The following is a 22,784-nucleotide window of genomic DNA, read 5'->3' as shown; positions in this document are numbered from 1 at the left end:
ATCATGGCCATTTTTAATCAAATTCGCGTTATTAATCCGACCATGTTTGTTGAAACCACCTGGCTTGACGATATCGTCACCGCACGCGTGCCACTGCTGGTATTACGCAACTTTCTCTCGTCGGAGACACGCCAACAAGTGGTGGATGATTTGCATGCATGCCGGGAGAGAATTCGCGTTTCTCACTATCCCAATGGCGCATTAACCACGTTGGGCCCTTATCTGGCCCGCCATACCGCCACGCCAGAAAACTACTTCACCGAGCTACGTGATATTCAGCCTGCGTTGCCCTCTTCGCTGGATGCCCTGAAGCAGGACGTTTATGCCTGGGTGAAACGCTCTCTCAAGTTAGAGCAGCTTGAGACTGCGGTAGAGCCGGGGCTGGGTGAGTATGCCGGATCGATAGTGCGCTTCCACGCCGATGGCGTCGCGAATCCGCTGCATAACGATCATATCGTGCGCGACGCGGCAGAGAGCGGCCTGGTGGTCACCCAAATCCATCACCAGTTGAGCTGTGTGGTTTGCCTGCAAGAGTGCAGCGAAGGCGGCGCGTTACGCATCTATAAAAAGCGCTGGGAGCCGGAAGATGAACGTTTTAAAACGCCGGGGGAACTGGGTTATCAGGATGCCGTGGTAGAGGATTGTGAAATCTGCGAATTCCGACCGCGCAGCGGCGACATCTACATTTTTAACCCGGCGTGGTATCACGAAATCGATCGTGTTGCCGGGCAAACCCGCATCACCATGGGCTTCTTCTTTGGTTTAACCGACCGAAAAATGAAGCAGGCGATGGCCTGGAGTTAACTTTTTTCCAACCAATGAGGAAGGGTGTGATGACAACATTTGAAAAAGTAGTGGCATTGCTGAATGAGGAACAGGCCGATTTCCGCGTGATTACGCATCCGGCTGAAGGGCATACCGAAGCGATTAGCGCCATTCGCGGCAACGCACTGCATCAGGCCGCTAAGGCCATGGTATTACAGGTTTTGGCGGGAGCCGAACCGCCACGTTATGTGCTGGCGATTGTACCCGGTGACAGTAAGGTCAATTTTAAAGGCGTCGCAAAAACCGTCGGTGGAAAGAAATCCAGTTTCGCGCCGCCAGAAACGGCACAGGAATTGACGCAATGCGTTATGGGTGCCGTGCCGCCTTTTAGCTTTGATTCTCGCCTGGCGTTGCTGGTGGATGAGCGCCTACGTGCAGCCGGGACGTTATTTTTTAATGCCGGAGAGTTAGAGAAATCTATCGCGTTGGATGTGAATGATTATTTTCGCGTGGTTGGCGAAAGTTGTACCGGCAATATCGCCACGCCGATGGTGACCAACGCGTAACGCGCCCCGGAAAGGAAAAGGTTATGTCAGTCAAAGATATGTTGCTTGCGCTGTGTGTCGTGGTGGCTTGGGGAATTAATTTTGTCGTCATTAAAGTCGGCCTCCATGATATGCCGCCCTTTTTGCTGGCCGGTTTGCGTTTCCTGTTGGTGGCCTTCCCGGCGGTTTTCTTCGTCAAACCGCCTAAAGTGCCGCTGCGTTGGCTGATCGTTTATGGCATGACGATGAGCTTTGGGCAGTTCGCCTTTTTGTTTCTGGCGATCAAACTGGGTATGCCCGCCGGGATTGCTTCGCTGGTGGTGCAGGCGCAAGCTTTTTTCACGCTGTTACTCGGTGCGCTGTTACTGGCGGAAAAACTGCGCTGGAATCATATCGCCGGAATTCTTATCGCCACTATTGGTATGTTTATGTTAGCCACCGCCGGTGTGACCGGCCAGGTAACCACCGGGATTACGCTCACCACCATGTTGTTAACCCTGGCTGCCGCGCTCTCTTGGGGCATGGGTAACATCACCAACAAAGTGATTATGCGTAATACCAAAGTGCCGGTCATGTCGCTGGTGGTATGGAGCGCTTTAGTGCCGGTGGTGCCTTTTTTCGCCAGCGCGTGGTTGTTTGAAGGCCAATCGACAATTATTTTGAGCTTGATGAATATCAACCTGAAAACGGTGCTGGCGCTCATCTATCTGGCTTTTATCGCCACCATTATCGGTTATGCGATTTGGGGAAGCCTACTGAGTCGCTATGAAACCTGGCGTGTGGCGCCGCTGACGCTGCTAGTACCGGTGGTTGGGATGCTGAGCGCGGCGCTGTTCCTTGATGAAACACTGTCGGCACAGGAAATTACCGGCGTCGGGGTGATTATCGTAGGTTTACTACTGAATGTATTCGGCGGATTGCTGTCACAGGTACGGGTGGTGCGGGAACAACATCAATAGCGGCGACGTGACGTGACGAGAGTAAAAAACGCCGCTGCCAGAGCGGCGTTTTGCTTTGATTAGTTCAGAATATCAATGCGGCGCGGTTTCATTGCTTCAGGCACGATACGTTCCAGCTCGATGTATAACAGGCCGTTTTCTAAACGGGCATCGCGTACCACAATATGTTCGGCAAGCTGGAATTTACGTTCGAAATTGCGCTCGGCAATGCCCTGGTAGAGATACTGGCGCTCAGGCTGCTCTTCCGGGTGGGCGCCGCGCACAATCAGTAAATTGTCGTGGGCGGTGATGTCAAGCTCACTCTGGGCAAAGCCCGCCACGGCAATAGTAATTCGGTAATGGTTTTCATCGACCAGTTCAACGTTGTACGGAGGATAGCCGCCGTTACTCTGGCCTTGGCCGGATTCCAGAAGGTTAATCAAACGGTCAAACCCAATGGCAGAACGATAAAGGGGTGAGAGATCGAAATTACGCATAATAATAAGCTCCTGAATATCAGCGAGTAGGTTAATGTGCAACTTTCCCCAATGGACAAGTTGCGTGGCCCTAAATTAATGCCCTGTCGGCGCATTCTTTTGTGACCATGACTAAAAAATGGGGTTAATCATGTCGCTTTCAAGAGGTAAGAAGGCAATATTTTTAAACAAACAACAAGCAATGTCATACACTCAGGGGACAATATTGCTATCAGGCAGATGTGAGTCACCGCAGAGTGGCCGGGTAGAACCCCATCGGTGAATTTAGTTCCGGGATAATTCAAGTGGCAGGAGGGCGTTAGCGCACCTGCGGTTTGAAGTATGACGGGAGGCGCTCAGCCAGGCAGTATGCCGTGACTGAAGGGATAATAAAGATGAAAGCAATAAAGACATACCGCCTGGCAGGCGTATTGGTCTGCTGTTCACTGGGCACCACAACGGGTTGTTCCAGCGTAATGACACATACCGGCGCCAGCCAGGGTTACTATCCAGGTACGCGCGCCAGTGCGGAAATGCTGACCGACGATCACACGAGCTGGGCGTTGAAGCCGCTGGCGCTGATCGATCTCCCCTTTTCCGCCGTGCTGGATACGCTGTTATTACCGTGGGACTACGCCCGTCATGACGACGATAAATCTATCGACTCGCCGCATGAACGGGTGCTGAAAGAAGAGAAGTTAAGCCATACGCAAGACACGCTTCCCGGCGATGCGCCGCTGGCGGTTAACGCGTCGCAACAGTGAAGATCTGCCGGAAACCGGCTAATTCACGCGTAAAGGCTATCTGCCCGCCGTCCGGGGAAAATACCACCGCCTCGGCATCGGGCGCCTTTTCACTGCGCGCGGTCAGGCGTGTCATCTTGCCAGTGGCAATGGTGCAAACCATTACGCTGTTATCGCAAATAAACGCGACCTGTTTTCCTTGCGGATGCCAACTAAAGGCGGATTGAACCCCTGATACGCTGTGAGTGACTTGTCGCAGCTCGCCACCGTTAGGTGAAACCGTCCAAAGTTGCACTACGCCATCATCATCCTTCATCAAAAAAGCAATGTCGCTGCCATCAGGCGAGGCTCGTAGCCAGTGGCGTGGTTGACTGACCAGACCAGGATAGCGTCGTTGCGCAGTAAAGGTCAACCGACGCTGCCGCACGCCGCGCGGCGGCGCGGGTAAACGTGTTTCAGTTCCCTCCAGCGGCGCTTCACCAGCCAACGCATAATCCGCCAGCTCATCAGGCAAGTCCACGATAAACACTTCCGCGACTTTCACGCCATTCTCCGCCAGCGTATCGCCAATAAAGGCTAACGCCCAACGTTGCTGGCGGCCATCCGGTTTAACGTAGCCTTGGTTCCCAACCCATCCCTCTTCATAGGCGCGATTTATCTCATCGCTGCCCGGTTGCGGCGTCACGGTGGTTTGGCTGACCAGTACGCAGAAGTGGCTACCGTCATATTCTCGCGGGTGCTGCTTCGGTGGACATACCGCGCCTAGCGGCACCGCCACGCCGACGTTACGCAAATCCTCCTCGATTGCGCGCTGATGCATAACGTGATCATTATAGGTAAAGCTGATGCGGCTACCGTCGGCGCTAAAAACATGCACATGCGAACCACCCCGTAAAGCGCCGGGCGTAAAAGGCGGCGTAATGTCGCACGCATCCAAATTCTCAGCAATACCGTGCTGGATAATGACGCCGCGTCGGTGATGGAAATCATAGTGCCAGTCGGCATCGGGATGTTCGGGACCATGGATGCACAGATAACGCGGCGGCAAATCCGGGCTGGCAGTGACAACGCCAACATGCGCGCCATCTCGCGCCTGATAGAGCACCTCTGTCGCGCCGTTATCGGCATTAACACGCTCGATTGTCAGGCTGGTGAACGAGGCGCCGGATGGGCGCACATCATAAACCAGCCATTGGCTGTCGGCAGTCCAGACGTTGATATTGGTCAGTTGATGATGACGAGCGTCGAAGGTGAGCTGTTTTTCAGTCATGCGGCATCTCTCTTCAGTGAATGCCAGACAAATTACGCCAAAGGAACACAGGACGCAGCTATTTTACCGCTGCCAGTCGAAAATAGTGGCCGGACATGCCCGGCCACTATCCATTGATTTAGCCGACGCGTTTCACATCGCCAACCAGCAAGATGTACGACAGCGCGCCAAGCAGCGTCACCACCGAAATATAGGTTAACGCCGGAGCGAAACCATAGTCTTGAGCTAAATATCCCACTACTAACGGTACGGTAATGCCGCCCAGGCCGCCAATAAAGTTGAACATACCGCCGACCAAGCCAATCAGACGCATCGGCGCCAGCGAGGAAACCAGCGACCAAGTGATTGACGCAAAACCGTTACCAAAGAAGGCCAGCGCCATTAACACCATAATCCAGATCGGATCATCGGTGTAGTTTGCGCCCATGATGCAAGTAGAGATCAGCAAACCACAAATGATTGGTGTTTTACGCGCGAAGCCGAGTGAATACCCGCGCTTCACCAACTTATCCGCCACAATGCCGGACAAAATCACGCCGAAGAAGGCCGCCAGGAATGGTACGGTGGTCATAAAACCGGCGGTTAAAGCGGCAATATGTTTTTCCTGCGTCAGATAATTTGGGAACCACGTCAGGAAGAACCACAGCGTCGATGCCACGGCGAATTGCCCAAGATAAACCCCCACCAGCTTGCGATGAAACACCAGTTTCCAGTCTGCGCGGGACAACTTCGTGCGCGTTTTTTTCTCCGCCGGGGCATCACCATCCACCATTGCGCCGCCCGCACGGATATACTCCATTTCTGCCTGGTTGATGGCTTTGCTGTCACGCGGCGCACGGTAACATTTGATCCAAATAAAGGACCAGATGATGCCAATACCACCGGTGAGGATGAACACCCAGTGCCAACTCATCAGTTCCTGAATCCAAATCAGCAGCGGGGTCAGGAAAGCCAACCCCACGAACTGCCCTGAAGTGTAGAACCCGACAGCAGAGGCGCGCTCCTGCTCCGGGAACCAGCTCGTGACCAGCCGATTATTGGTTGGGAAAGCGGGTGCTTCAAAAATACCGGTAATCGCCCGTAAACCAATCAGCGATAACAAGCCAGAGGCGAACCCTTGTAGTAACGTGGCGATCGACCAGCCGAAAATAGCGATAAAGTAGGTCAGGCGCGAGCCTACGCGGTCAAGAAACCAGCCGCCGGGGATCTGACACAAGGTATAGAGCCAGGCGAACGCTGAGAAGATGTATCCCATCTCGGCTTTGCTGATACCAAACTCTTTCTGAATATGTGCTGACGCGACAGCCAAATTAGCGCGGTCAACGTAACAAATAACCACGGTAATAAAGATCATTAACAATGTTAAATAACGCCGACGCGTAGGTTTTACTGAAGAGGTTAATTCCATGGTGTTTCTCCGTATGGAAAATAATAATGTTACTTATCTGCGTGATGTTATAATACTATTCCATTTGGCAAATAAAATTACCCATCTACTTTAAAGCGGATAACCAAAATACCTTTACATCTTTGCGGTAAACAAGGCGCAGAGCGCTATACAGATATAGCGCCTGGCGAGTATAAAAGCTTTAATAAAAATACTCATTACCCCTCATAATAAGCACCTGGTATTAGGTATGCCGCATCAATTAAATGAGGGATTAAAACACGCTAAAAATAAATTACCACTCAGCCACACTACCATCAGGATAACGCCATAATGGATTGCGCCAGTCTTGAACATTTTTACTACGTTCAATCACCATTTCTTCATTAATTTCGACGCCGAGGCCCGGTTTATTTAATGGATAGAAATGACCATCGTCCATTTTAAAGTCATCTTTATTCAATACAAAGTCCAGCAACTCAGCACCTTTATTGTAATGAATACCCATACTTTGCTCCTGGAACACCGCATTACGGGAAACAAAGTCAACATGCAGGCAGGCCGCCAGCGCGATTGGGCCAAGCGGGCAATGCGGTGCCAGTGAAACATCGTAGGCTTCAGCCATCGCGGCAATTTTAAAGCATTCGGTAATCCCGCCGGCGTGGGAGAGATCCGGTTGCAAAATCGCGAGGCCACCGGCTTCCAACACACGCTTGAACTCGAAACGCGAGAACATACGTTCACCGGCGGCAATTGGTAAGTGGGTTTGCGCTGCCAGACGTGGATAATATTCCGCCTGTTCAGCCAGCACCGGCTCTTCGATAAACAACGGGCGATAGGGCTCCAACTCTTTAATCAACACTTTTGCCATTGGTGCGCTAACGCGCCCATGGAAATCCAGACCAAATTCAATTTCGTTGCCGAATGCGTCACGAATTTGCGCCACGGTATTCACGGCTTCATCGATTTTGCGTGAATTATCAATAATGCCCATCTCTTCACAGCCATTCAGCTTGAAGGTATCAAAACCGATTTCTCGCAACTTTTTAATGCCGCTAATAACCTCAGATGGACGATCGCCGCCTACCCAGCTATAAGCCTTAATTTTGTCACGCACCAGGCCGCCGAGCAGTTGATACACCGGAACACCTAATGCTTTACCTTTAATATCCCACAACGCCTGATCAATACCGGCAATCGCGCTCATCAAAATGGGGCCGCCACGGTAGAAACCGCCGCGGTACATCACCTGCCACAGGTCATTAATACGTGCCGGATCTTGACCAATCAAATAATCCGAGAGTTCATGTACTGCCGTTTCTACGCTGCGCGCCCGGCCTTCGATGACCGGCTCACCCCAACCGACGATCCCTTCATCGGTTTCAATTTTCAGGAACATCCAGCGTGGCGGTAGGCGCCAAGTGGTGATTTTGGTAATTTTCATTGTACAGCGTCCTTATAAGCGGCAACAAAGGCCTGCGCTTTTTCTATCGTGCGCGACAAGGGCTGCCCGGCACGATAGAGATCGCTCCCCAGACCTGCGCCCACGCAACCTGCGGCCAGGAAAGTTTTCAGGTTTTCCGGCGTGACGCCGCCGACGGCAAAGACCGGCACGTCCGGCGGCAATACCGCTTTCAGCGCTTTGATATAGTCCGGGCCAAACGCGGAAGAAGGGAAAATTTTCAGCGCCTGCGCGCCAGCCTGTAGCGCAGTGAAAGCTTCACTGGCGGTGGCACAACCGGCGGCCACCAGCATTCCCTGTTCGACCGCGCGGCGAATCACGGCGGCGTCGGTATTTGGCGTTACCACCAACTTGCTGTTATAACCAGCCAACGTATCCACCTGCTGTGGCTGCAATACCGTACCGGCACCAATTAATGCCTGCTCGCCAAACGCTTTTACCATTGCCGGAATGCTGGTTTGCCAGTCGGGTGAGTTCAGCGGAATCTCAATAGCATCAAAGCCAGCCTCAATTAGTGCGCTGATATGGGCTTCGGCCTCTTCCGGCTTGATACCACGCAGGATGGCGATTAAGGGTAGTTTAGTCGGCCAGGTCATTGGCAATACTCCTCATTCCATGCTGGAAAGCGCGATCGCCATCCAGAAGTTGCACCGGCAAGCCGGCAAATGTCATCGCGTGCTGATAACGCTGGGCCAGTGAACTGCCGGCAATCAGCGTTACCCCGCCGCTCGTCGGGAAAGTCTGACTCATCAGCGCCACTTCGTGACCAATCAGCAAGCCAGAGAGAAATTCGCTCACCGCCTCACGCGGACGGGAACCTAAAACATGCGCCGCGCGGACTTCAAATAAACGCGCCAGGATGCTGCTATCATTACTGCCGGTTTCCAGCCCTTCGCAGAACGCGCGTTCATTGGCTTGTTGAGGCGGTAACCCGGCTCCTACCAGCGAATGGCGCAGTAATAAATGATGCAATTCGCCGGTCATCACCGTGCGAAAATCACACACCGTATCCTGCTCAGTGACGACCCATTTGGAATGGGTGCCCGGCATGACATACACGCGATTAGGCGCGAGCGTAATCGCACCCAGTAACTGCGTTTCTTCGCCACGCATGACGTTATGATTACTTTCGCTATCGACGCTAAGCCCCGGAACGATCCACGCTTTGTCTTCCACGCGCGTGAGTTGAGAAGCCAGCTTACCCAGCGATACCGGGCAGGAAAGGTAAGGTACCGACAGCCAACCCGCATTGCTCCCTACCATCCCCGCCATCACCACCGGCACCGAGGTTACCGGCCACCCGGCGGTAACGCTGTCAAACACCTCAACGGGCGTTCGGCCTTCCAGACGAGTAACACCCGCTTCGGAGCGGCGCTCGTCAATACACTCACCGTTTTCATAACGCCAGGCGCGCAGATTGGTGGAGCCCCAATCAATAGCGATATAGCTGGTCACGTAATATCCTTTAATCGTCGTGTCGAGCTGGCGATCATTGATTGCGCCGCCAGCTCGGCGGCATCGGGATCCTGATGACGAATCGCGTCAAACAGGGCTTTATGTTCCTGCAGCGTTTTCGGCATGTTGCCCTCATCTGGCATGTAAGTGCGCTCAAACACCGCTTTTTGTAACTGACTGATCGCCACGCTAAGTTGTTGCAATACCGGGTTATGAACCGCTTCGAGTACCGCTTCGTGGTAACGAATATCAGCCAGGTTAAACGCCTCGCGATCGAGGTGATTCGTTACCATATCGTTCCAGGCGACTTCAATTTTCGCCAAATCACCGGACGTAGCGCGTTCCGCCGCCCAGCGCGCAATTTGTGGCTCTACTAGCGTTCGCACTTCATTCATCGCGGCGATTAGGCGCGGATCGTGATCATGCTTTAGCGACCACTGCAAAACATCGCTATCGAGATAATTCCATTGGTTGCGTGGCGTCACGAACGCACCGCGATAACGCTTCATTTCCATCAGACGTTTCGCCATCAGCGAACGAAACACTTCGCGGATGATGTTGCGCGAAGTGGCAAATTGTTCGCAAAGCTCAGCCTCGGCAGGTAAAGGGGCGCCGGGCACATACTTTCCGGAAACAATTTCTTCACCAAGCGTCAGAATAATGCGGTCCGTTTTGCTGAGAGGTTCTTTGGTCATAATGTTCCACACGGTAAGAGAAGACATTCGATACTTTACCTCTGTCGGGAACCTAATCGCACTACATCACGCAGGCAAAAGACGTTACTTGAGATTGATTGTAGTACCAAAAAACACGCTTGTACTACAATCTGGATCACAAAACCGGCAATTTGCCGCCCCAAAAGTCAAAAAAAACGGGCCGATTTTCATCGACCCGTAATAAATATGAGTAATATTGAGGAGTTACAGCACAAATTTTTCGATTGCGTGCGCGACCCCATCTTCCATATTGGTTTTCGTCACAAACTGACTGATGGCTTTTACGGCTTCAATACCGTTACCCATCGCAACACCGATACCGGCATACTCCAGCATCGCCAGATCGTTTTCCTGATCGCCTATCGCCATCACTTCATCCCGTGCCAGGCCGAGCTGCTCCGCCAATGCTTGCACCCCCGAACCTTTATTGACACGCTTGTTGAGGATTTCCAGATAGTACGGCGCGCTTTTCAGGATTGTATAGTTGTCACGCGCCTCCTGCGGCAGGCGGGCAATCGCCGCATCCAGTACCTCTGCCGGATCGATCATCATAACTTTCGGGAAAGTCAGCGTACTATCCATCTCTTCCACCGCGCGGTAACGCAACGGCATGCCGGTCAGGCTGGCCTCATGGATGGTATATTCACTGATATCTTTATTGGCGGTATATAAGAAGGATTTATCCAACGCCTGGAAGTGTACGCCCAGTTCGCGCGCCAGCTTTTCAAACCGCAGATAATCATCAAATGAGAGGGTGGTTTCCGCCACGCAGTCACCATTGACCGCTCGCTGTACGAGCGCGCCATTGTTGGTGATGCAATATTGGCCTTCTTGCTGTAAATCCAGCTCCAGTAGATAGCGCTGAATCCCGATAAAAGGCCGCCCGGTTGCCAGGACGATATGGACGCCCTTGCTGCGCGCCCGCGCTATCGCTTGCTTAACGCGCGGGGTGATATCATGTTGCGGGTTAAGTAGTGTGCCATCCATATCGATTGCAATGAGTTTTATTGCCATAGTGTCCTCGTTAAATCGCGGTTTTGCTTATGCTAACGCGATCCAGCTCACATTGACCAGCCTGATTATCTTTTAAACGGTTGTATCCAGAATAACCCACGGTATACTCGCGCCGAAATGTGCAATGACGCACTAAACATAAGTTAACAAGGAACGTAACGCCATGTCTTTACTACATTTTCCCTTTAAAGTCTTTACCTCAGCAAATCGTCTTGATGATTACGGGGCGGATGATATGCGTTACGGCGATCTTGATGAAATGTTTCTCAAGCGGCATTTGAATCTGGTCGATATTTCTTCCCGCGTCAATCCTTATACCCTGACCGCGTTAACCGCTTTCAATCAGCCTCAATCACGGTTTTATGGTATGCATGGCCACGGTACGCGTCTCTCACGCCAGGCCTGCGCCGAGATTCTGTTTGATGAGTTTCGCCATCTTGCCGGGGCATTCTCCTGGGTTGGGCCGTATCGGCATCTCATTTTGCGTATGATTGAACATATGCAGAAGAATAATGGCGCGCCTTATTACGATATACAGTTAAATCGCGCGTTAAAGGAACAGATAGTGAATGATGGATCCGAAAAAAACAGTTCATTATTAATCTTAAAAAATACTTTATTAAATAGTATAGACTGGGATAAAAAATCGTTAAATGCTGACAAAAAAAAGCTGTTCCAGGAAAATATTAATAACACTATTCTGCCGAAATTCATTAGGCAACAAGATAAAATTAACGGCTTAGGGATCACGGTTCATGATACCTGGGCCACACAAATTACGATTAAATCATTACGTATTGAGCAAGGGCATTATCATGCAGTAGTGCACTACAAAGTGCAGGATCACTTCGGGCTGGATCAAGCGGATATCAGGCAGTTCAAATACTGGCATTTCCGTTTTTTTCGTATCTGGTTTGTACTACAACGCTACAATCAGTTTGCCTATAAACCATTTATAACTAATATGGAAGCAACCATAGAGATTTCAGGGAGTAAAAATGAAAGCATCTAAAATAAAAATCACTTTCATGATCCTATTTTTAATCGGGATAGGTGTAGTCTGGATTTCACTGCGACCAGTACAAATTATAGCCATCCACCATAATGGCGCTTATACGGATATCGTAGTCAAACATTTCCCGCTGACTGAAAAGCAAAAAATAACCTGGTGGAAAAAGAATGGGCAAAGCATAGAAAAGAAATACGGGTTCCCAACGGATGAAATTGATGGTTATTCTTCAATTAGTATATGGAATATTGGCGATGGATATAAAGAAAAGGGAAAATATGATAGAAAATGTTTCAACGATATGAAAAATAAAGAAAATTGCATTGAAAAAGATCGGCTTTTAATCATTGAAAACTACAAAAATGGCAAAGTAAACTTTACTGACAAAAACAGATACACCCAATTACCAAACGGAAAGATAGTGGAAGAAAAATAGGCCGAACGCAGAGGGGGCGCGCTCGGCCTGCAGGCAACTGATTGCAATGAGTTTTATTGCCATAGTGTCCTCGTTAAATCGCGGTTTTGCTTATGCTAACGCGATCCAGCTCACATTGACCAGCCTGATTATCTTTTAAACGGTTGTATCCAGAATAACCCGCGGTATACTCGCGCCGAAATGTGCAATGACGCACTAAACATAAGTTAACAAGGAACGTAACCCCATGTCTTTACTACATTTTCCCTTTAAAGTCTTTACCTCAGCAAACCGTCTCGATGATTACGCGGCCGATGATATGCGTTATGGCGATCTTGATGAAATGTTTCTCAAGCGGCATTTGAATCTGGTCGATATTTCTTCCCGCGTCAATCCTTATACCCTGACCGCCTTAACCGCTTTCAATCAGCCTCAATCACGGTTTTATGGTATGCATGGCCACGGTACGCGTCTCTCACGCCAGGCCTGCGCCGAGATTCTGTTTGATGAGTTTCGCCATCTTGCCGGGGCATTCTCCTGGGTTGGGCCGTATCGGCATCTCATTTTGCGTATGATTGAACATATGCAGAAGAATAATGGCGCGCCTTATTACGATATACAGCTAAATCGCGCGTTAAAGGAACAGATAGTGAATGATGGATCCGATGGAAGTACGCTAAAAAAGATAAAGACGGTTGTCCAAAAATTTGCTAATTGGGATGAAAACTATTTCCCTGCAGATAGTAAATATGAATTCGATACTTTGTTAAGATCATCTGTACTCCCTAAATTTGTTCGGCATAGAGATAAAATTAACGGCTTAGGGATTACGGTTCATGATATCTGGGCCACACAAATTATGATTAAATCATTACGTATTGATCAAGGGCATTATCATGCCGTAGTGCACTACAAAGTGCAGGATCACTTCGGGCTGGATCAAGCGGATATTAGGCAGTTCAAATACTGGCATTTCCGTTTTTTTCGCATCTGGTTTGTTTTGCAACGTTATCATCAGTTTGCTTATAAACCGTTTATGACTAATATGGAGGCGACGATAGAAATCAACGGGAAAAGACATGATAAAATATAGGATAATCATACTCATGCTTGTAGTATGTGTATGCGCTATCTACGCTGGATGGAGGTTAACCAAGCCGGTAGAAGTTATAGGTATCCATAAATATCGGAACTCAACGGATATTCTTATTAAAAACTCTCCGTTAACCGCTCAAGGAAAGATTAGCTGGTGGAAAGAATACAGCAATCAAATTGCAGAAGAAAATATCGCTAAACCAAGCAATGATGGGACATATTATATTAATATATGGGATTTTGGCAGTGGGTATAAAGAAAACGGAAAGTATGATCGTCTGTGTTTCGCTGATATTCCATCACCCAAAAACTGTATCGATAAGGTTAGTGACATGGTCATCTACAAGTTTAAACAAGAAAATCCTATCTATGCCATTGATGGAAAAAGATACACCCAATTACCAAGCGGAAAGATAGTGGAAGAAAAATAGGCCGAACGCAGAGGGGCGCGCTCGGCCTGCAGGCACAGGACACAGGTTTAGCGCAACGCCTTACTGACTGGTGGCGTCTTTTTTCTTGGTATCTTTACTTTTACTCATCTTCATTTTCATTGCGTGATGCTTTTTCTTACCGTCATTATTCATCGGATCTTTGTTCATGGCGGTTTGCTGCTGCATCATCATGCTATTGTTCATCGCCTTACCGTTATCTTGCTTCGTCATCGCGTCCTTACTCATGCTCATAGAGTCTGCGGCCCAGGCTCCGGTAACGGCCAGCATTGCAGCGCCAGCGATTGCAACTTTAAGTAAAGCTTTCATTGAAGTTTCCTTATGCTTAACGGGTATAACTCATTATAGAAGTAAAATCTTCACTGGCGCCTCACGCAGAATTAAACAAAATGTGATAACTCTAATAAGCCAAAAAGTGTACGCTTGGCCGGTAGATAGGCGTAAAGAGAGCACCGTGTGACTAAGGCTAAAAAAATCCTGATTGTGGAAGATGACAGTAATATCGCCGAACTTCTGCATATACATTTACGCGATGAGGGGTATGAAATCATTCATGCCCCCGATGGCGATCGCGGCGTTGCGTTACTGGAAAGCAGCCAGTGGGACGCATTGATTCTCGATTTAATGCTGCCCGGTGTGGACGGTCTTGAGATTTGCCGCCGCGCACGGATGATGACGCGCTATACGCCGATTATTATGATCAGTGCGCGTGCCAGCGAAGTACATCGCGTATTGGGGCTGGAACTGGGCGCCGACGATTATCTCGCCAAACCCTTTTCGATGCTGGAACTGGTGGCGCGTGTCAAAGCGCTGTTTCGTCGCCAGGAAGCCATGACGATGAATTTACGTATGGAAGCCGGTACGCTAAATTTTGCCGATTTGACCATTGACCCGGTAGCGCGTGAGGTTCGTTTGGCTCAACATATCGTTGAACTAACGCCACGCGAATTCGATCTGCTGTACTATTTCGCTAAACATCCCGGTAAGGTTTTTTCCCGTCTCAATCTCCTTAATCAAGTATGGGGTTATCAGCACGACGGCTATGAGCATACCGTAAACACCCATATTAACCGCCTGCGTTTAAAAATTGAGAAAAACCCGGCAGAACCCGAGCGCATTTTAACCGTCTGGGGTAAGGGCTATAAATTTGTTTCTCCTGACAGCACACAAGGTGACTAAGTGATGAAAAACCTCACCTTAAGCCAGCGCCTGACGCTGGTTTTCGCTTCGCTACTATTGCTGTGCTGTGCGCTCTCCGGCTGGATTCAGTTTCGTAGCAGTATTCAGTACGGCGATGCAATGATCCAAAACCTATCACGTAATTTGGCCGATAATATTGCACACAGCAGCCCGCTAATGAACGAACAGGGCATTAATCAGGACGCGCTCAAGCCGCTGTTTGATCAAATGATGGCGATCAATCCAAGCGTTGAAGTCTATTTATTGGATAAACGTGGCCACATCATTGCCGACGCGGCGCCCAAGGGGCATCTTAAACGACCGATGGTAGATATTGCGCCGCTTAACGCGCTGCTGGCCGGGGAAAAACTGCCGGTCTACGGCGATGATCCGCGTAACGTTTCTCAGCAGAAAATTTTCAGCGTGGCGCCGCTTAACGCTGGCGGCAAACAGGTCGGCTACCTTTACGTCATCCTTCAGGGGGAACATTACAACAACCTGAACATGCGGGCACAGGCGGTTTCACTACGCCACTTTACCTATTGGTCGATTGGGCTGATCGCGCTATTTGGTCTGGTGGCCGGGGGATGCGCCTTCCATTGGGTGACCCGCCCCATTCGCCAACTGACCGCACAGGTTAGCCATCTCGATCGTGGCGGCGTGACGGCGGTGAAAGCGCTGGCTGCCGCGCCGCATGAAAAAAAACGCAAAGATGAAGTCACCCTGCTACGCAACGCCTTCATCGATCTTGCCCAGCGTATCGCCGTGCAGTGGGAAAAATTAGCCAGCCAGGATCAGCAGCGGCGCGAGTTTATCGCCAATATCTCTCATGATTTACGCACACCGCTGATGTCATTGCATGGCTACCTGGAAACACTCTCGGTTAAAGCGGCGTCGCTAAAAGAGGAAGAGCGCACGCGTTATCTGAATATCGCCCTGATGCAGAGCCATAAGGTAGGTCAGCTATCGCAACAACTGTTTGAGCTGGCGCGGCTGGAATATGGCGTGGTGAAACCGCGTAAAGAGCTTTTCTCTCTGTATGAGTTGATACAGGATGTGTTTCAGAAATTTGAGCTTTCGGCGGAAACGCGTAAACAACGGCTGGTGGCGGATATTCAGCCGGGGATCCCGCACGTAAAGGCTGATTTGTCGATGATGGAACGCGTGCTAACCAATCTGATCGATAACGCGATTAAGCACACGCCGGAGCAGGGTGTGATTACGCTACGGTTGTGGACCGAAGCACAGCAGGTGATGGTACAAGTGAAAGATAGCGGGCCGGGGATTCCGCAGGAATTAAAAGCGGATTTGTTTGAGCGCCCCTCAATACTGGGTCACGCACGCCGCCAAAATGGTGGGTTAGGTTTGATGATTGTACGGCGAATTTTACAACTGCACGGCAGCGATATTGCCTTAATTGAAGAAGAACCGGGCGCCTGCTTCCGTTTCGGCATCCCGTTATAGTGGCAGAAACGCTAACGGCGCGGTTTCCCGCGCCGTTAGGCTGACGTGCTGGTCGATTAGATATCGATATTCGCCGCCTTCAGAGCATTTTCCTCGATAAAGGCGCGACGCGGTTCAACCGCATCGCCCATCAGCGTGGTAAACAACTGGTCGGCAGCAATCGCGTCTTTAACCGTCACGCGCAACATGCGGCGGCTATCCGGATCCATTGTCGTTTCCCACAACTGCTCCGGGTTCATCTCACCCAGCCCTTTATAACGCTGGACCGACAGGCCACGGCGTGACTCTTTAACCAACCACTCCAACGCCTGCTCGAAACTCGCTACCGGCTGACGGCGCTCGCCACGTTCAATAAAGGCATCTTCCTCAATCAGACCGCGCAGTTTTTCACCCAGCGTACAGATTTTGCGGTACTCCGCGCCCTGCATAAACTCGGTATCCAACGGATAATCGGTATCGACACCGTGGGTACGCACGCGCAGCACCGGCTCAAAAATGTGCAACTCACGGTTTTCACGCACTTGCGCCACATAGCTGCTGCCATGAACTTCTTTCTCGTTCAGATAGCTCACCAGGCCGTTAATCCAGCTTGTTACCGCCGATTCACTGCTTAAATCACTCAGCGTCGGATGGTAAACCAGCGCATTTAGCAGCGCCATCGGGAAACGGCGCTCCATGCGTTTAATCATCTTCTGGGTACTATTGAACTCAGCAACCAAGCTTTCAAGCTGTTCACCGCCCAATGCCGGCGCACTGGCATTAGTGTGCAGCGTGGCACCGTCCATCGCGATGGCGATTTGATACTGATCCATCGCGTCGTCATCTTTAATATACTGTTCCTGCTTGCCTTTCTTCACTTTATACAGCGGCGGCTGCGCGATGTAGACGTGCCCGCGTTCAATGATTTCCGGCATCTGACGATAGAAAAAGGTCAGCAACAGTGTACGAATGTGCGAGCCATCGACGTCGGCATCGGTCATGATGATAATGCTGTGGTAACGCAGCTTGTCGGGGTTGTATTCATCACGACCAATTCCGCAACCCAACGCGGTGATCAGCGTCGCCACTTCCTGTGAAGAGAGCATTTTGTCGAAACGCGCTTTCTCTACGTTAAGGATTTTCCCTTTCAACGGCAGAATGGCCTGATTCTTACGGTTACGCCCCTGTTTTGCCGAACCGCCTGCGGAATCACCCTCCACCAGGTAAATTTCAGACAGCGCCGGGTCGCGCTCCTGGCAATCCGCTAACTTGCCTGGCAGACCCGCGAGATCCAGCGCGCCTTTACGACGGGTCATCTCACGGGCACGGCGTGCAGCTTCACGGGCGCGGGCGGCATCAATAATTTTGCCCACCACAATTTTCGCATCGCCCGGATTTTCCAGCAGGTACTCCGCCAGCAACTCGTTCATTTGCTGTTCAACCGCTGATTTCACTTCTGATGAAACCAACTTGTCTTTGGTCTGCGAAGAGAATTTGGGATCGGGTACTTTAACCGAGACCACCGCAATCAAACCTTCACGCGCATCGTCACCAGTGGCGCTCACTTTAGCTTTTTTGCTGTAGCCTTCTTTATCCATATACGCATTGAGGGTACGCGTCATCGCCGCACGGAAACCCGCCAGATGCGTGCCGCCATCGCGCTGTGGAATATTGTTGGTAAAGCAGTAGATATTTTCCTGGAAACCATCATTCCATTGCAGCGCAACTTCAACGCCAATACCGTCTTTTTCGGTCGAAAAATAGAAGACATTTGGGTGAATAGGCGTTTTGTTCTTATTCAGATACTCAACAAATGCCTTGATACCGCCCTCATAATGGAAGTGATCGTTTTTATCGTCGCGCTTATCTTCCAGGCGAATAGAGACGCCTGAGTTGAGGAATGAGAGCTCGCGCAGGCGTTTCGCCAGAATGTCGTACTCAAAGTCGGTAACATTGGTAAAGGTTTCATGGCTTGGCCAGAAGCGCACACGGGTACCGGTCTGCTCGGTTTCACCGGTTACCGACAGCGGCGCTTGCGGCACGCCGTGCTGATAAACTTGCTGATGCACCTTTCCTTCGCGACGAATGGTTAGCTCAAGTTTTTCCGACAATGCGTTAACTACCGACACGCCCACGCCGTGTAGGCCACCGGAGACTTTGTAGGAGTTATCGTCAAACTTACCGCCCGCGTGCAGCACGGTCATGATAACTTCCGCCGCCGACACCCCTTCCTCTTCGTGAATACCGGTCGGAATACCGCGACCATCATCCTGCACGGAGACCGAGTTATCGGCATGGATAGTCACCAGAATATCTTTACAGTGGCCGGCGAGTGCTTCGTCGATGGCATTATCCACGACCTCGAATACCATGTGATGCAGACCGGTGCCGTCATCCGTATCGCCGATATACATGCCCGGGCGTTTGCGTACCGCATCAAGACCTTTCAGGACTTTGATACTTGAGGAGTCATAAGAATTCGACATCAACGTTTCTCGCTCATTTAATCTTCAGATTGAACCGCTATTTTACCCTGTTCCACGCGGAACATCTTGCCCTTTTCGTCATTCATGTCGATGACATGATCGGCGCCAATCGCGCTAACGAAAACTTGGGCCCGCGTAGCCTTCAACCGGTCTGCCAACAGGCGTCGACGGCTCTCATCCAGCTCAGAGGCAAAATCATCGATCAGATACAGGCAACGACGCCCATTTTGTCGGGTAAGAAATTCACCCTGCGCCAAACGTAGCGCACACATCAATAATTTTAACTGCCCGCGAGAGAGCAGATCCTCTACCGGCGTCCCCTCGGCGCGAATGCGAAAATCCGCTTTATGTGGCCCGGTTGCGGTGTAGGTTAATGCTCTATCGCGCTCAAATTGTCGTTCCAACAGTTCGGCGTAATCACTCTCTTTATCCCAGCCGCGCTGAAATGAGAACGTAAGCTGGAATTCGGGTAAAAATTGCGCGCAGGTGGCGGTAATATCCGCCGCTATCGCCTCACTATATTCCGCGCGCCAGGCGCTGATTTGTTCCGCTAGCGGCGCCAGCTCTTGATCCCAGGCTCGAATTTGCTGATAGCGGGAAACTTGCCGAAGCGCCGCATTACGCTGTTTCAGCAGACGGCGCAAATTACTCCAGGCGGTAAAAAAGCCCGGTGTATTGTGAAAACAACCCCAGTCAATGTAGGCACGGCGATATTTCGGCCCGCCATTTAGCAAGGTAAAACCTTCCGGGGTGATCAATTGCATCGGCAACAGTTGCGCCAGTTCGGCGACTTTATGCCCATCACTGCCATCAATCCGTACTTTACTGTCGCCCGCGCGGTTTTTGGTCAGCCCAATCGTCACTTCCCGCTCCGCGCCGTCAATACGACCGTGTAGCACAAACGCCTCTTCATCATGACGAATGACACGCCCGGCCTGTAAGCTACGAAAGGCACGCCCATGCCCAAGCGTATAAATGGCTTCCAGTACGCTGGTTTTGCCGCTGCCATTGGCGCCGATGAGGAAATTAAACCCCGGCGCCAGCGCCAAATCGGCATTTTCAATATTACGGAAGTCTTTAATAAGAAGGCGGGTCAAAGCCATGGGGAGAGATTATCCAAAGCAGTCAGGAAACCAGAGCGTAAACGGCGCGCAAAAACCGGAGCGTACACAGAGTACGTGAGGATTTTGCGCGCTGCCCAATCCCAAAATAGCCAGTAAGATAGCCCGGACAACTATAATCTCATGGGCATAACAACATAGGCTGCGCTCTGGCTTGCCGCATCCTCAATCTGCACACTGGAAACCGAGTCCGTTAATAGCAGGCGCACATTCTCGCATTTCAGCGCATTCAGCACATCCAGCACGTAGCTCACGTTAAAACCAATCTCCAGATCGGCACCGCCGTACGTGACATCCAAAATCTCTTCCGCCTCTTCCTGTTCCGGATTATTAGCGGTGATTTTCAACTGATTTTCGCTGATATAGAGGCGAACGCCGCGGAATTTCTCATTCGACAAAATAGCGGCGCGGGCAAAAGCCTGTTTTAACAGATCGCAACCGGCATCAAGGTTTTTGTCAGGATTTTTCGGCAATACGCGGCGATAATCGGGAAAACGCCCATCAACCAGCTTAGAAGTGAAAATAAAATCACCCACATGCGCTCGGATGTTGCTGCTGCCAATCTGTACTTGCAACGGTGTCTCGCCACCATCCAACAACCGCACCAGTTCAATCACACCTTTGCGCGGCACAATCACTGAATGGTTAGGTAATGCTTGCCCAACCGGCATAGAACAAACCGCCAGACGATGACCATCGGTCGCCACGGTGCGTAGCTCTTCGCCTTCGGTTTCAAACAGCATGCCATTGAGATAATACCGCACGTCCTGATGCGCCATTGAAAACTGCGTGGCTTCAATCAAACGTTTTAGCGTTGCCTGCGGCAGGGTGAACTCAACCTCGCTCTGCCAATCATCAAGGTTAGGAAAATCACTGGCCGGCAGAGTGGAGAGCGAAAAGCGACTGCGCCCGGAGCGCACCAGCATTCTGTCGCCCTCCAGCACTACGCTAATTTCCGCGCCATCCGGCAACCCACGGCAAATATCTAAAAATTTGCGCGCCGGAACGGTAGTTGAACCAGGTTCGTGCGGCTGCGTCAACGCTACGCGCGCCACCATTTCCATTTCTAAATCAGTACCGGTTAACAACAGATCGCCCTCGTTGACCTGCAACAGCAGGTTACCAAGAATCGGCAGCGTCGGTCGACCACCTAAGGGACCGCTGACCTGTTGTAGCGGTTTGAGTAAATGCTCGCGTTCTACAATAAATTTCATAGCGTTAGGAAGATAATGTTCTGATTAAATTTGAGAAATCTTCTTTAATGTCATGACTTTCTTCACGTAGCTGCTCGATTTTACGGCACGCATGCAGCACGGTGGTATGGTCACGACCCCCGAAAGCATCACCGATTTCCGGCAAACTGTGGTTGGTCAACTCTTTCGCCATCGCCATCGCCATTTGACGCGGACGCGCCACGGAGCGAGAACGACGTTTTGAGAGCAGATCGGCCACTTTGATTTTGTAATATTCAGCCACCGTTTTTTGAATATTATCGATAGTGACCAGTTTTTCCTGCAACGCCAGCAGATCGCGCAGCGCTTCCCGCACAAAGTCGATAGTAATTGCGCGCCCGGTAAAATTAGCGTTGGCGATAACGCGATTCAGCGCCCCTTCCAGCTCACGCACGTTGGAGCGCAAACGTTTAGCGATGAAGAACGCCACTTCGCCAGGTAAGCGGATCGCGTTCTCATCGGCTTTTTTCATCAGGATCGCCACACGCGTCTCCAACTCTGGTGGTTCAATGGCAACCGTCAACCCCCAGCCAAAGCGAGATTTTAGCCGATCTTCTACTCCATTGATCTCTTTAGGGTAACGATCGGAGGTCAAAATGATCTGCTGATTGCCCTCCAGCAGAGCGTTAAAGGTGTGGAAAAACTCTTCTTGCGACCGCTCTTTATTAGCAAAGAACTGAATATCATCGATCAGCAACGCATCAACCGAGCGGTAGTAGCGCTTAAATTCTTCGATTGCGTTGTTTTGCAACGCTTTAACCATATCCTGCACAAAGCGTTCCGAATGCATATACACCACTTTGGCATTAGGCTTACGCGCGATAATTCCGTTCCCTACCGCATGCAGCAAGTGCGTTTTCCCTAAGCCGGTTCCTCCATAAAGGAACAAAGGATTGTAGGCGCCGCCAGGATTATCAGCCACCTGACGTGCCGCCGCGCGCGCCAGTTGGTTAGATTTACCTTCAACGAAATTATCAAAGTTGTGTTTAGTGTTGACGTTTGAGCGGTAAGAAACCTCGGCTGGCGCCGGAACGTTATCCCAACTGGGGCGCGTCGGCATCGGGCGCGTGTCTACAGCGGCTACCGGGGCGGTGATGTTGGCGCTAGCAACCACTGGCTGACCGAGGGTTTGACTGACCGGCTTGCTGCCTACTTCAAAACGCAGCAAAGGCGCGTCCGCGCCACAAAAATCATTAAGCAGCCCGTTGATGTTATTCAGATATTTATCCCGAACCCAATCAAGTACAAACCGATTTGGTGCATACAAGGCCAGCGTATTGTCGTTCAATTCCGCCTGCAGGGGGCGTATCCACATGCTGAACTCTGTGGCAGGTAACTCATCCTGCAAACGGGCAAGACACTGTTGCCAAAGCGAAAGTGACACGGCGGACTCCACTCGAACAAAATCGATAAGAAAAAGGCGCTGAAGCGATAAATTCATCATTGTTGACGCATGCAGCTGGGACGCATGCGAACCGCTATCTGCGGTTAGTTCCGATCCCGATCGTAAGGAGGATCGTTAGCGGAAGGGCGGATCATAGCGCAAAGCGCGGCAGAGATCTTCACTTTCTACACAGTTTTGAT

General features: G+C 50.8%; 23 protein-coding genes. 10 read left to right on the top strand and 13 right to left on the bottom strand.

The features are described 5' to 3' along the window. Positions 1-3: 3 nt before the first annotated feature. From PMPD1_RS00115 to PMPD1_RS00105, 3 genes are read left to right on the top strand one after another with little or no spacing between them, the layout of a single operon-like run. Positions 4-804 carry a 2OG-Fe(II)-dependent halogenase WelO5 family protein gene (locus PMPD1_RS00115; protein WP_173632146.1) on the top strand — a complete coding sequence of 267 codons (801 nt, stop codon included), beginning with the start codon at positions 4-6 and terminating at the stop codon, positions 802-804. A gap of 29 nt (positions 805-833) precedes the next feature. Beyond that, positions 834-1,331 (top strand): YbaK/EbsC family protein, encoded by a 498-nt coding sequence (locus tag PMPD1_RS00110; RefSeq protein ID WP_173632145.1) that lies wholly within the window; start codon positions 834-836, stop codon positions 1,329-1,331. Positions 1,332-1,354: 23 nt separating this feature from the next. After that, positions 1,355-2,269 carry an EamA family transporter gene (locus tag PMPD1_RS00105; RefSeq protein WP_173632144.1) on the top strand — a complete coding sequence of 305 codons (915 nt, stop codon included), beginning with the start codon at positions 1,355-1,357 and terminating at the stop codon, positions 2,267-2,269. 59 nt (positions 2,270-2,328) lie between these two features. On the opposite strand, the gene ibpA is transcribed toward PMPD1_RS00105, so the two are convergent. Then, positions 2,329-2,745 carry a small heat shock chaperone IbpA gene (ibpA, locus tag PMPD1_RS00100; RefSeq protein WP_173632143.1) on the bottom strand — a complete coding sequence of 139 codons (417 nt, stop codon included), beginning with the start codon at positions 2,743-2,745 and terminating at the stop codon, positions 2,329-2,331. A gap of 374 nt (positions 2,746-3,119) precedes the next feature. On the opposite strand from ibpA, the gene PMPD1_RS00095 reads away from it, so the two are divergent. After that, on the top strand, positions 3,120-3,488 hold the full coding sequence (locus PMPD1_RS00095; protein ID WP_173632142.1) for a YceK/YidQ family lipoprotein: 369 nt from the start codon (positions 3,120-3,122) through the stop codon (positions 3,486-3,488). On the opposite strand, the gene PMPD1_RS00090 is transcribed toward PMPD1_RS00095, so the two are convergent. The 7 genes from PMPD1_RS00090 to yidA form a co-directional block, all read right to left on the bottom strand. Continuing rightward, positions 3,469-4,737: a YidR family protein gene (locus PMPD1_RS00090; protein ID WP_173632141.1), complete on the bottom strand. Its 1,269-nt coding sequence runs from the start codon at positions 4,735-4,737 to the stop codon at positions 3,469-3,471. The genes PMPD1_RS00095 and PMPD1_RS00090 overlap by 20 nt on opposite strands. Positions 4,738-4,855: 118 nt before the next feature. Further along, complete coding sequence (locus PMPD1_RS00085; RefSeq protein WP_173632140.1) at positions 4,856-6,145, bottom strand: MFS transporter; 1,290 nt, start codon at positions 6,143-6,145, stop codon at positions 4,856-4,858. A gap of 274 nt (positions 6,146-6,419) precedes the next feature. Continuing rightward, entirely contained in the window at positions 6,420-7,568 is a 1,149-nt protein-coding gene (gene dgoD, locus PMPD1_RS00080) for a galactonate dehydratase (RefSeq protein ID WP_173632139.1), read from the bottom strand. Then, entirely contained in the window at positions 7,565-8,182 is a 618-nt protein-coding gene (locus tag PMPD1_RS00075) for a 2-dehydro-3-deoxy-6-phosphogalactonate aldolase (RefSeq protein ID WP_173632138.1), read from the bottom strand. The genes dgoD and PMPD1_RS00075 overlap by 4 nt, the downstream gene beginning before the upstream one ends. Next, on the bottom strand, positions 8,166-9,041 hold the full coding sequence (locus PMPD1_RS00070; RefSeq protein WP_173632137.1) for a 2-dehydro-3-deoxygalactonokinase: 876 nt from the start codon (positions 9,039-9,041) through the stop codon (positions 8,166-8,168). Before PMPD1_RS00070 ends, PMPD1_RS00075 begins: the two co-directional genes overlap by 17 nt. Beyond that, positions 9,038-9,736 (bottom strand): D-galactonate utilization transcriptional regulator DgoR, encoded by a 699-nt coding sequence (gene dgoR, locus PMPD1_RS00065; protein ID WP_173632136.1) that lies wholly within the window; start codon positions 9,734-9,736, stop codon positions 9,038-9,040. The genes PMPD1_RS00070 and dgoR overlap by 4 nt, the downstream gene beginning before the upstream one ends. 225 nt (positions 9,737-9,961) lie before the next feature. Next, a complete protein-coding gene (gene yidA / locus PMPD1_RS00060) occupies positions 9,962-10,771 on the bottom strand; it encodes a sugar-phosphatase (protein WP_173632135.1) in 810 nt (269 codons plus the stop codon). A gap of 163 nt (positions 10,772-10,934) precedes the next feature. On the opposite strand from yidA, the gene PMPD1_RS00055 reads away from it, so the two are divergent. The 4 genes from PMPD1_RS00055 (at position 10,935) to PMPD1_RS00040 (ending at position 13,721) form a co-directional block, all read left to right on the top strand. Further along, entirely contained in the window at positions 10,935-11,783 is an 849-nt protein-coding gene (locus tag PMPD1_RS00055; protein WP_173632134.1) for a YPO3983 family protein, read from the top strand. Beyond that, positions 11,770-12,216, top strand: a complete 447-nt coding sequence (locus PMPD1_RS00050) for a DUF943 family protein (protein ID WP_173632133.1) — start codon at positions 11,770-11,772, stop codon at positions 12,214-12,216. The genes PMPD1_RS00055 and PMPD1_RS00050 overlap by 14 nt, the downstream gene beginning before the upstream one ends. A 226-nt stretch (positions 12,217-12,442) precedes the next feature. After that, positions 12,443-13,288: a YPO3983 family protein gene (locus tag PMPD1_RS00045; RefSeq protein WP_173632132.1), complete on the top strand. Its 846-nt coding sequence runs from the start codon at positions 12,443-12,445 to the stop codon at positions 13,286-13,288. A 13-nt stretch (positions 13,289-13,301) separates the two neighbouring features. Then, positions 13,302-13,721, top strand: coding sequence for a DUF943 family protein (locus PMPD1_RS00040; RefSeq protein ID WP_173632131.1), 420 nt, complete (start codon positions 13,302-13,304; stop codon positions 13,719-13,721). 60 nt (positions 13,722-13,781) lie between these two features. On the opposite strand, the gene PMPD1_RS00035 is transcribed toward PMPD1_RS00040, so the two are convergent. Then, positions 13,782-14,048, bottom strand: coding sequence for a hypothetical protein (locus tag PMPD1_RS00035; RefSeq protein ID WP_173632130.1), 267 nt, complete (start codon positions 14,046-14,048; stop codon positions 13,782-13,784). 147 nt (positions 14,049-14,195) lie between these two features. Between PMPD1_RS00035 and PMPD1_RS00030 the strand changes: the two genes are divergently transcribed. Together PMPD1_RS00030 and PMPD1_RS00025 are read left to right on the top strand one after the other, a co-directional pair. After that, positions 14,196-14,918, top strand: a complete 723-nt coding sequence (locus PMPD1_RS00030; RefSeq protein WP_173632129.1) for a winged helix-turn-helix domain-containing protein — start codon at positions 14,196-14,198, stop codon at positions 14,916-14,918. Between the two features lie 3 nt (positions 14,919-14,921). Beyond that, complete coding sequence (locus PMPD1_RS00025) at positions 14,922-16,382, top strand: sensor histidine kinase (RefSeq protein WP_173632128.1); 1,461 nt, start codon at positions 14,922-14,924, stop codon at positions 16,380-16,382. 56 nt (positions 16,383-16,438) lie between these two features. On the opposite strand, the gene gyrB is transcribed toward PMPD1_RS00025, so the two are convergent. From gyrB to dnaA, 4 genes are all read right to left on the bottom strand, one after another. Further along, positions 16,439-18,847: a DNA topoisomerase (ATP-hydrolyzing) subunit B gene (gene gyrB, locus PMPD1_RS00020; protein WP_173632127.1), complete on the bottom strand. Its 2,409-nt coding sequence runs from the start codon at positions 18,845-18,847 to the stop codon at positions 16,439-16,441. Between the two features lie 17 nt (positions 18,848-18,864). Beyond that, a complete protein-coding gene (recF, locus tag PMPD1_RS00015) occupies positions 18,865-19,950 on the bottom strand; it encodes a DNA replication/repair protein RecF (protein WP_173632126.1) in 1,086 nt (361 codons plus the stop codon). A gap of 131 nt (positions 19,951-20,081) precedes the next feature. Beyond that, positions 20,082-21,182, bottom strand: coding sequence for a DNA polymerase III subunit beta (dnaN, locus tag PMPD1_RS00010; protein ID WP_173632125.1), 1,101 nt, complete (start codon positions 21,180-21,182; stop codon positions 20,082-20,084). Between the two features lie 4 nt (positions 21,183-21,186). Beyond that, positions 21,187-22,584: a chromosomal replication initiator protein DnaA gene (gene dnaA / locus PMPD1_RS00005; protein WP_173632124.1), complete on the bottom strand. Its 1,398-nt coding sequence runs from the start codon at positions 22,582-22,584 to the stop codon at positions 21,187-21,189. Positions 22,585-22,784: the final 200 nt, after the last annotated feature.

The organism is Paramixta manurensis (assembly GCF_013285385.1).
In the GTDB taxonomy this organism is placed as follows: domain Bacteria; phylum Pseudomonadota; class Gammaproteobacteria; order Enterobacterales; family Enterobacteriaceae; genus Paramixta; species Paramixta manurensis.
This window is presented reverse-complemented; position numbering and strand designations above follow the sequence as displayed.